This is a genomic window from Polaribacter sp. YIW18 (assembly GCF_057219325.1).
Genome location: NZ_JBXVVE010000006.1, coordinates 180,094 through 190,669, shown reverse-complemented (window position 1 = coordinate 190,669; position 10,576 = coordinate 180,094). Strand labels below are relative to the sequence as shown.

Below are 10,576 nucleotides of genomic sequence, written 5' to 3'. Positions count from 1 at the left end.
CAAACTAATAAGTTCTAAATCACTAAATTTTGGTTGACGCCTTTGATAACTTAAAAGCTGTTCTTTTGATATTTTTCTTAATACTTCCAAAATTCTTTCGTAATTTGCATTTAAGTTGTTCATATATAATGATTTGTGGTTAAATCAATTTACTGATTTTCAGTAATATGAGCAACTTTTTTATATTAAATCATAATGCACAACGGGTTAATACAAGTATTTTTTATTATACTGTTACAGGTATACCTTTTTTGGTATAATTTATCCAGTTCAATAGATTTTTAAAGCCATTTTATGAGGCGAAAAATAGTTTAAACTACTTCTTGTTTAAATCTTGAGTTCAGTAAAATTTACATAATTTTTCTTAACAATTTTTTTATATTCGTATTGAGATGTATTTTATTTGGTTTTCTAAAATCAAGGCTAAAATACATTTTTAAATTACTGTAAATATACAGTTTGTTTCCTTATTTTTTAAGCTATATCTTTGTTTTGATGGTTTCTAAAAGCCATACTTATATTTTAAATTTCTGCATATTCTTTTAGTGGTAACATTTTATAAAGGTTATATTGTTTAGTCATACTCATTATAACGTCATTGTTCTTTGCAATTTATGTAGCTATTTTAAAGCAAATTCAAATGGTTTAGAAAAACCTGTAGGAATTAGTTTTTTTTTCAAACAGCAGTATTTTAAATAAAGATTTCTAACACAAATTATTTTACAAAAAAAAATAATGAATGGCACTTGCTTTGGTAAATCGTAAACAATTCGTATATTTGCACCGAAAATAATGGTAAATGAAGAAAGAAGGGGACTTAAAGTCCCCTCTTTTTATACTTTATTTTAAGAATTAAAATGGATAAGAAAAAGGTACAAGATTTAGTAGATGAAGCTTTAGAGCTTAACAAATCGTTGTTTTTAATAGAGCTTTCAATCTCTGTAAATAACAAAATACAAGTGGTTGTAGATGGTGATAATGGAGTGCCTTTAAGCGAGTGTATTAGAATTAGTAGAAATGTAGAGCATAACTTAGATCGAGAAGAAGAAGATTTTTCACTAGAAGTTACCACTCCAGATATTGCACATCCACTAACAGAAAAAAGGCAGTATATTAAAAATATTGGCAGAATTTTAAAAGTAAAAACTGTAGAACAAGAATTTGAAGGAACTTTGGCAGAAGCAGACCAAGATAAAATTATCTTACAATGGAAAGCAAGAGAGCCAAAACCAATAGGTAAAGGTAAAATTACTGTAGAAAAAACAGTAACTATAGCGTATAAAGATATTAAAGAAGCAAAAGTGAAAATTGTATTTTAAGCAAAAAATGTAATGGAAAATATAGCATTAATTGATTCGTTTTCAGAATTTAAAGATAACAAAAGTATAGACAGAGTAACACTTATGTCTATTTTAGAAGAAGTATTTAGAGCAGCCTTAAAACGCAAGTTTGGTTCTGATGATAATTTTGATATTATTATAAATCCAGATAAAGGAGATTTAGAAATTTGGAGAAACAGAGTAGTCGTTGCAGATGGTTTTTCTGAAGATGATAACGAAGAAATAGAACTTTCTGAAGCAAGAAAAATTGAGCCAGATTTTGAAATTGGCGAGGACGTTTCTGAAGAAGTAAAGTTAATAGATTTAGGAAGAAGAGCTATTTTAGCATTACGCCAAAATTTAATTTCTAAAATTTACGAGCACGATAGTACAAATATATTTAAGCAATTTAAAGATTTAGAAGGCGATTTATATAGTGCAGAAGTACATCACATTCGTCATAATGCAATTATTCTGTTAGATGATGAAGGTAATGAAATTGTATTGCCTAAAAGTGAACAAATAAGATCTGACTTTTTTAGAAAAGGGGACTCTGTGAGAGGTGTAATAAAAACCGTAGAATTAAGAGGTAACAAACCCGCCATTATTTTATCTAGAACATCGCCCTTGTTTTTAACAAAATTATTTGAACAAGAAATACCAGAAGTTTTCGACGGTTTAATTACAGTAGAAGGCGTTGCAAGAATACCAGGAGAAAAAGCAAAAGTAGCTGTAGATTCTTATGATGATAGAATCGATCCAGTTGGAGCTTGTGTAGGTGTTAAAGGGTCTAGAATACATGGTATTGTTAGAGAACTTGGTAATGAGAATATAGATGTTATCAATTATACAAAAAACGAACAATTATTCATCTCAAGAGCTTTAAGCCCTGCAAAAGTAACTTCAATGGAGATTGAAATGTTCGAAGAAGAAAAAAATGGTAAAAAAGGTCGTGTAAATGTACTTTTAAAGCCAGAAGAAGTTTCTAAAGCTATTGGTAGAGGCGGTGTTAATATTCGTCTAGCTAGCGAGTTAACAGGTTACGAAATAGATGTTAAAAGAGAAGGGTTAGAAGAAGAAGATGTAGAATTAACAGAATTTAGAGACGAAATTGAAGATTGGATTATTGCAGAATTTAAAAACATAGGGTTAGATACTGCAAGAAGTGTGTTAGAAACTACTGTAGAAGAATTGGTAAAAAGAACCGATTTAGAAGAAGAAACTATTTTAGATGTTCAAAGAATTTTAAAAGAAGAATTCGAAGAGTAGTATTAAAAATTGAAAAAGAAATCGTAAAAAAGTATATTTTTACAAAATTAAAGGCTAAAAAATAACATATGTCTGAAGGCAAAATAACGAGGCTTAATAAAGTTTTAAGAGAATTAAATATTTCTCTTGATAGAGCAGTAGAATACTTAGCAGATAAAGGTCATGAAATAGAATCTAGACCTACTACTAAAATTTCTGGTGAAATCTATCAAGTTCTTCTAGATGGTTTCCAAACAGATGCTAGCAAAAAAGCAGCCTCTAAGGAAGTTGGAGAGGAAAAACGAAAAGAGAAAGAAGCAATTCGTGCAGAACTTGAAGCTAAGCAAGAGAGAAAAAGGATAGAAGAAGCCCAAAAAGAAGAAGTTTTAAAAGCGAAAGCCGAAAAATTAGAGTTAAAGACTGTTGGTAAAATAGATATTGAGAAGGCAGGTAAAAAAGCCGAACCCAAAACAGAAGAAGTTAAAGAAGAAGCACCAAAAGTTGCAGAAACTAAAGCAGCACCTGTTGCAAAAGGGGCAGTAAAAGAGCCAGCAAAAGAAACTCCTAAAGTAGAAGCTCCAAAAGCGAAGAAAGAAATTTCTAACATAGAAAAAGAGTCTACAAAAAAAGAACCTTCAAAAAAAGCAGATGCAAAGCCTGCTGCGAATGAAGAAAACCCTTCAGAAGTAACTGCAGAAAATGCAGAAGCTATAAAAACACAGTACAAAAAGTTAGATGGTCCAAACTTTACAGGTAAAAAAATCGATTTAAAACAATTCGAAAAACCTAAAAAGAAAAAGCCAGAAGCTAAAAAAGACACCAAATCAGACCCAAGAAAAAAACGTAAGCGTATTAGTAAACCTGGGTCTACAGGAGGCGCTGCAAGAGGTAATCAAGGTGGTAGAGGTTCTAATAGAGGTGGCTTCAAAGAAAGAGGAAATACTAGACCTGCTGTTAAAAAAGAAGAACCAACAGAAGCAGAAATCCAAAAACAAGTTAGAGAAACCTTAGAAAAATTACAAGGTAAATCTTCTAAAGGTAAAGGAGCAAAATATAGAAGAAATAAAAGAGAAGCACACAGAGAACAAACAGAAGCAGAATTAGAAGCACAAGCATTAGACAATAAAATTCTAAAAGTAACAGAGTTTGTTACGGTTAGTGAAATTGCAACCATGATGGAGGTTCCTGTAACCAATATTATTTCTGCATGTATGTCTTTAGGTATGATGGTAACAATGAATCAGCGTTTAGATGCAGAAACATTAGTAATTGTTGCAGAAGAATTCAATCATAAAGTAGAGTTTGTTGGTGCAGAAGTAGAAGAGTCTATAGAAGAAGTAGAAGATAAACCAGAAGATTTAATTACACGTGCACCAATTATTACCGTAATGGGTCACGTAGATCATGGTAAAACATCTTTACTAGATTATATTAGAAAAGCAAATGTAATAGAAGGCGAAAGTGGAGGTATAACACAACACATTGGAGCCTATTCTGTAAACGTTGGCGATCAAAAAATTGCCTTTTTAGATACACCTGGTCACGAAGCCTTTACAGCCATGAGAGCACGTGGAGCGCAAGTAACAGATTTAGTAATTATTGTGGTGGCTGCAGATGATGATGTAATGCCACAAACTAAAGAAGCAATTTCGCATGCACAAGCCGCTGGAGTACCAATTATTTTTGCAATTAACAAGATTGATAAACCCAATGCGAATCCAGATAATGTAAAAACACAACTTTCTGCAATGAATTTATTGATAGAAGAGTGGGGTGGTAATATTCAGTCGCAAGATATTTCTGCAAAAACAGGAGAAGGGATACCAGACTTGTTAGAAAAAGTTTTACTAGAAGCCGAAGTGTTAGAACTAAAAGCAAACCCTGGTAAAAATGCAGTAGGTGCAGTAGTAGAAGCATTATTAGACAAAGGGAGAGGGTATGTAACTACTATCTTAGTACAAGCAGGAACCCTAAAAATTGGAGATTACTTATTAGCTGGTAAACACAGTGGTAAAGTAAAAGCCATGTTTGATGATAAAGGAAATAATTTAAAAGAAGCAGGTCCATCAACACCAGTATCTATTTTAGGTTTAGATGGTGCACCACAAGCTGGTGATAAATTCAATGTATTTGATGATGAAAGAGAAGCAAAACAAATTGCCTCTAAACGTTCTCAATTACAAAGAGAACAATCTGTTAGAACACAGAAAACATTAACCTTAGATGAAATCGGGCGTAGAATTGCATTAGGAGACTTTAAAGAATTAAACATCATCCTAAAAGGAGATGTAGATGGTTCTGTAGAAGCATTAACAGATTCTTTCCAAAAATTATCTACAGAAGAAATTCAAGTTAATATATTACATAAAGGTGTTGGTGCCATTACAGAAAGTGATGTGTTATTAGCAACCGCATCAGATGCAATTATTGTTGGTTTTAACGTAAGGGCACAAGGAAATGCAAGAATAGTTGCTGATAGAGAAGAAGTAGATATTAGAACATATTCTATTATTTATGATGCAATAAACGACTTAAAAGATGCTATGGAAGGTATGTTGTCTCCAGAAATGAAAGAAGAGGTAACAGGTAACGTAGAAATTAGAGAAGTATATAAAATCTCTAAAGTTGGTAATATTGCAGGATGTATGGTGATGTCTGGTAAAATATTTAGAGATTCTCAAATTAGAATTATTAGAGATGGTATTGTTGTGCACGATGGTGTGTTGTCTTCTTTAAAACGTTTTAAAGACGATGTAAAAGAAGTTGCCAAAGGATATGACTGTGGTCTTCAAATTAAGAATTATAATGACATTCAAGAAAGTGATGTTATAGAAGCTTATAAAGAAGTAGCTGTAAAAAAGAAATTAAAGTAAATATATTTTAATATAAAAGTAAAGCCGAAATTCGTAATGAATTTCGGCTTTTTTATTGCTATATATTTTAAATTATATCAGCAGAAAGCTAAATTATTTTCCCACAGGAATTACAATAGTTCCAGAAAACTCTTTACTAAAAATTAAATTTGCCCTATCAGCTTCTAATGTTGTTTTGTAACTTCCAACCTGTACTTTCCAATACGGATTGTTGTAAACTAACTTTTTAGGAATTTTTGGATACAAAACACCAAACTTTGTGTAGGTGCTTTTTGCGGTTTTTTCATTGCCATAATATACCTGAATTGTATAACCAAAACCAAATTTTTTATTGTAATTTCTCTTTTTTTCTATCAATTTATCAATGGAATCTTCTGTCAATTTATTAATCGAATCGCTGCTAATTATCTTGTTTTGAGCACTTAGACTTAAAGTAAAAGTGAAGAAGCAAAATAAAAAAAGTGTTAAAAATTTTAGGTTTTTCATCTATAAAAATCTTTTTACAAAAATAACAACTTGTAATAGAATATATTGAGTTATTATCTTATTTAGAATTATTATAAATTGATATTTAACATTCTATTCGCTTTTCAGAATTTAGCAATATGTAGTACTTTTGTATGACTGTTCAGAATCATGTTTTTTGAACGAAATTATACACAATACTAAAATTATAGTTTGTACATATGAAAAGTGTAACATTGCAGAGTAGACTAACTTCAGTACTTCTTAAAAGTCTTACAATACTTTTGTTTTTTGCGTTTAGCGTATCTTCTTATTCTCAAGATGTAGATGAAGCTCGTCAAAAAGCTGGAAAAAAATTATTCAAATCCTTGTGTGCTTCTTGTCATAAATTAGATAAGAAATTGGTAGGTCCTGCCTTAGGTGGTGTAGAAGAGCGTAGAGAAAATTCTTGGTTAAAATCTTGGATTAAAAACAACGCAGAGTTTCAAAAAGTTAATGCAGAAGCAGCAGAAGCAGCACAATACAGTGCAACCGCTATGAATGCTTTTCCTCAATTAAATGATGCTCAAATTGATGATATTTTATACTATACAACTGTAGGTGAAATTAAAAAAGCACCAGCAGCTGGAGAAGTAATGGTTGGAAACCAAGTATTAGAAAAAAATGGCGCACCAGACTGGTTGGTTTATTTATTAGCCGCAGCAATAGTTGTAGCTTTTTTAATGATTGCTAGTTTATTAAAACAAGTAAGCGAATTAAAAGGAACTAAAAAACCAGAAGTACAATCTAATCTAAGAAGAGATTTACAAGAATTATGGGTTGGTGTTAAAAACAATACGTTTTTAAAAGTATTAACTACAATATTTTTACTATTAATTGGTGCTTATGTAGTGTTTGGTATGTTATTTACTGTTGGTGTAGATCAAGGATATCAACCAATACAGCCAATTGCATTTTCACACAAGATACACGCAGGAGAAAATAAAGTAGATTGTCAATATTGTCACTCTTCAGCAAAACACAGTAAGCATTCTGGTATCCCTTCAGTAAATGTTTGTATGAACTGTCATAAAGCAATTTCAGAAGTAGCAGAAGGCACAGAAATAGAGTGGAATGGTCAAATCTATGGTAAAGAGCAATTAGATAAAGAAATTGCAAAAGTATATGATGCTGCAGGCTGGGATCCGGATGAGTTAGCTTACACGGGTGAAGAAAAACCAGTAAAATGGATTCGTATACATAACTTACCAGATTTCGTATACTACAACCATGCACAACACGTAACTGTAGCAGGTGTTAAATGCCAGAAATGTCATGGACCTGTGGAAGAAATGGATGAGATGTATCAATACTCTCCATTAACAATGGGTTGGTGTATAGACTGTCATAGAGAAACAAATGTAGATTTAAAAAGCAATGATTATTACGCTAAAATTCATGATGAGCTAGCAAAAAAATACGGAGTAGAAAAAGTTACTATTTCGCAGCTAGGTGGTTTAGAATGTGGTAAATGTCATTATTAATAAAAGAAGAAAGATAGTTTTTGTATAAGTAACACTTAAACTAAAAACTAAAAACTAATAACTATAAGCAAATGGCTTCAAACAAAAAATACTGGAAAAGTGTTGAAGAACTTAAAGACAGTTCGGTTGTTGAAACGCTGAGTAAAAATGAATTTGTAGAAAATATTCCTACAGATGATTTTTTAGGTGATAAAGATACACTTGAGACATCTTCTACATCTCGTAGAGATTTCTTAAAGTATGTCGGCTTTACAACAGCAGCAGCTTCATTAGCAGCTTGTGAAGGACCTGTGGTAAAATCGATACCTTATGTTGTAAAACCAGACGATATTATTGCTGGTGTTGCAGATTGGTATGCTACCTCTATGGCAGATGGTTACGATTTTGCAAATGTGTTGGTGAAAACACGCGAAGGTAGACCAATTCAAATCATGCCTAATAAAGAAGCGAATGGAACAACAAGTGCAAGAGTTCAAGCAGCTGTACTTTCTTTGTATGATGAGAAATTAAGGTTAAAAGAGCCAACTAAAAATGGAAAAGCCATTTCTTGGGCAGATGCAGATAAAGAAATTGGTGCAGAGTTACTAAAATTAAAAGAAGCTGGTAAGCCAGTTGTATTCTTAACAGGTACTCTAGCTAGCCCGTCAACCAAAAAAATTATAGAGCAGTTTACTACAGCAAATTTAAATATTACACATGTAACTTATGATGCTGTTTCAGAAGCTGCTGCAACAGATGCTTTTGAAGCCATGTATGGTAAAAGAGCTTTACCTAACTATAAATTAGAAGATGCTAAAACTATTGTTTCTTTTGGAGCAGATTTTTTAGGAGATTTTCATGGAGGTTTCGAAAAAGCATATGTAAATGGTAGAAAGCCAGAAACAGGTAGCATGTCTCACCACATTCAAGTAGAGAGTAACATGTCTTTAACTGGTGCAAATGCAGATAAGCGTATTGTAGCTAAACCTTCTGATGTTGTTTTTGCTTTGGTTAATTTGTATAATGCAATTACAAATCAAAACGTTGCTTCTCAGGCAACTCCAATAGATAAAGAGATACAGAAAATTGCAACAGAACTTAAAAAATCAGGTTCTAAAGGTGTGGTAATGACGGGTATTAATGATGTTAATGCACAATTAATTTCATTAGCAATAAACAAAGCTTTAAACAGCGAAATTTTAGATGCTAACAATGCTTTGAATATTCGTCAAGGAAGTTATAAGCAAGTTCAAAAATTAGTTTCAGATATCAAGTCTGGTGCTGTAGCAGGTTTAATAACTTATAATGTAGATCCAGTTTATACATTAGACAATAGTGCTGTTTTTGTAGAAGCTTTAAACAAATTGAGTTTAAAAGTTGCTTTGTCTACAGAAAATAGTGCAACTGTAAATGCAATGGATTATGCATTGCCAACACCTCATTTCTTAGAATCTTGGGGAGATACTCATTTTTCTGAAGGTAAGTTCGGGTTGATACAGCCAACTATTAAACCCTTATTTGATACACGTCAAATTCAAGACAGTTTATTAAAATGGTCTGGTAGTACTACATCTTATTATGATTACCTTAAAAATTACTGGTCTACAGAGATTTTAAATGGTGCTTCATGGAACAAAGCTTTACACAATGGTTATTTTCATAAAGAAGCAACAGCTACAAATAATAAGTCTGTTGCATCAACAGATATTTCTATTGTAGAAGTAGCAAAAAATTTAAAACTAAATACAACTCCTTCAGCAATGGAGTTGTATTTATATACAACTACAGGTTTAGGAGATGGTAAACAAGCAAATAACCCTTGGTTACAAGAGTTTCCAGATCCAATTACAAGAGCTTCTTGGGATAATTATGTTACTATTTCTATTGCAGACGCAAAAGAGATGGGGTTCTCTAATCCTGTAAAAGATAATGGTGCTATTAACGGAGATTATGCAAACGTTACCGTAAATGGTGTAACAGTTTCTAATGTACCTGTATTAGTTCAACCAGGTCAAGCCAAAGGTTCTATCGGTTTATCATTAGGTTATGGTAGAAAATTTGGTTTAAAAGAAGAAATGCAAGTAGGTGTAAATGCTTATCCTTTGTATAAAGGAGGTAACAACATTCAATACAATGTTTCTTTAGAAAAAGTTGCTGGTACACATAAATTTGCTTGTACACAGGTTCAAAAAACAATAGCAGGACGACATGATATTTTAAAAGTAGCGTCTTTAAAAGAATACAAAACTGTAGATCCTAAAGATCATCATCATGGTTGGAACAAACCAGCATATGTTTCTTATGATCATAGCGAAGTAGAGGCTAATACCATAGATTTATGGGATGAGCATAATAGAGAAATGGGTCATCACTTTAATTTATCTATAGATTTAACCTCTTGTACAGGTTGTGGTGCTTGTGTTGTTGCATGTCATGCAGAAAACAACGTACCAGTTGTAGGTAAAAATGAAGTTAGATTTGGTAGAGATATGCACTGGCTGCGTATTGATAGATATTATTCTTCAACAGTAGAAACTAGAGAAGATGCCAAAGAATTAGGTTTAAGTAGAGGAGAAACTTATGAGGCTTTAGAAACCGAAGCAGAAAATCCAGAAGTTACTTTTCAACCTATGATGTGTCAACACTGTAACCACGCACCATGTGAAACTGTTTGTCCAGTTGCTGCAACTTCTCATGGTCGTCAAGGGCAAAACCAAATGGCATATAACAGATGTGTAGGTACAAGATATTGTGCAAACAACTGTCCTTATAGAGTTCGAAGATTTAACTGGTTTAATTATGCAAATAATAACGAGTTTGATTTTAACATGAACAACGAGTATGGTAAAATGGTTTTAAACCCAGATGTTGTTGTACGTTCTAGAGGTGTTATGGAAAAATGTTCTATGTGTATTCAAATGACACAAGCAACTATATTAAAAGCTAAAAAAGAAGGACGTAAAGTAAATACAGACGAGTTTGAAACAGCTTGTTCATCTGCTTGTACTACAGGTTCTTTAGTTTTTGGTGATGTAAATAACAAAGAAGACAAAGTAGCTGCATTGGCAGAAGATAAAAGAGCTTACAATGTATTAGATTATCTTCAAACGAAGCCTAATGTAATATATCAAGTAAAAGTAAGAAACACAAACGAAGCGTAATTAAATTT

Annotated in this window: 6 protein-coding genes and 1 pseudogene; 5 read left to right on the top strand and 2 right to left on the bottom strand. The window is 32.1% G+C overall.

The window, feature by feature from the left end; genetic code table 11:
- Positions 1-123, bottom strand: a pseudogene (locus AC2D6T_RS08400) (IS982 family transposase); the annotation flags it as partial.
- Positions 124-857: 734 nt separating this feature from the next.
- Here AC2D6T_RS08400 and rimP point away from each other — a divergent pair.
- The 3 genes from rimP to infB all read left to right on the top strand — a co-directional run bounded on the left by rimP (position 858) and on the right by infB (position 5,440).
- On the top strand, positions 858-1,319 hold the full coding sequence (rimP, locus tag AC2D6T_RS08395; RefSeq protein WP_298947365.1) for a ribosome assembly cofactor RimP: 462 nt from the start codon (positions 858-860) through the stop codon (positions 1,317-1,319).
- A 12-nt stretch (positions 1,320-1,331) separates the two neighbouring features.
- Positions 1,332-2,588: a transcription termination factor NusA gene (nusA, locus tag AC2D6T_RS08390; RefSeq protein ID WP_298947363.1), complete on the top strand. Its 1,257-nt coding sequence runs from the start codon at positions 1,332-1,334 to the stop codon at positions 2,586-2,588.
- A gap of 68 nt (positions 2,589-2,656) precedes the next feature.
- Complete coding sequence (gene infB / locus AC2D6T_RS08385; protein WP_484681177.1) at positions 2,657-5,440, top strand: translation initiation factor IF-2; 2,784 nt, start codon at positions 2,657-2,659, stop codon at positions 5,438-5,440.
- A 93-nt stretch (positions 5,441-5,533) separates the two neighbouring features.
- On the opposite strand, the gene AC2D6T_RS08380 is transcribed toward infB, so the two are convergent.
- Positions 5,534-5,821 (bottom strand): SPOR domain-containing protein, encoded by a 288-nt coding sequence (locus AC2D6T_RS08380; RefSeq protein WP_484681176.1) that lies wholly within the window; start codon positions 5,819-5,821, stop codon positions 5,534-5,536.
- A 305-nt stretch (positions 5,822-6,126) separates the two neighbouring features.
- Here AC2D6T_RS08380 and AC2D6T_RS08375 point away from each other — a divergent pair, with 305 nt between their 5' ends.
- Both AC2D6T_RS08375 and AC2D6T_RS08370 read left to right on the top strand, forming a co-directional pair.
- Positions 6,127-7,428 carry a c-type cytochrome gene (locus AC2D6T_RS08375; protein ID WP_484681175.1) on the top strand — a complete coding sequence of 434 codons (1,302 nt, stop codon included), beginning with the start codon at positions 6,127-6,129 and terminating at the stop codon, positions 7,426-7,428.
- A 71-nt stretch (positions 7,429-7,499) separates the two neighbouring features.
- On the top strand, positions 7,500-10,568 hold the full coding sequence (locus tag AC2D6T_RS08370; RefSeq protein WP_484681174.1) for a TAT-variant-translocated molybdopterin oxidoreductase: 3,069 nt from the start codon (positions 7,500-7,502) through the stop codon (positions 10,566-10,568).
- The last annotated feature ends 8 nt before the right edge of the window (positions 10,569-10,576 follow it).

Excerpts from the sequence above, each read along its gene's own strand:
- rimP (WP_298947365.1), top strand. The coding sequence starts at position 858 with ATGGATAAGAAAAAGGTACAAGATTTAGTAGATGAAGCTTTAGAGCTT.
- nusA (WP_298947363.1), top strand. The coding sequence starts at position 1,332 with ATGGAAAATATAGCATTAATTGATTCGTTTTCAGAATTTAAAGATAAC.
- infB (WP_484681177.1), top strand. The coding sequence starts at position 2,657 with ATGTCTGAAGGCAAAATAACGAGGCTTAATAAAGTTTTAAGAGAATTA.
- AC2D6T_RS08375 (WP_484681175.1), top strand. The coding sequence starts at position 6,127 with ATGAAAAGTGTAACATTGCAGAGTAGACTAACTTCAGTACTTCTTAAA.
- AC2D6T_RS08370 (WP_484681174.1), top strand. The coding sequence starts at position 7,500 with ATGGCTTCAAACAAAAAATACTGGAAAAGTGTTGAAGAACTTAAAGAC.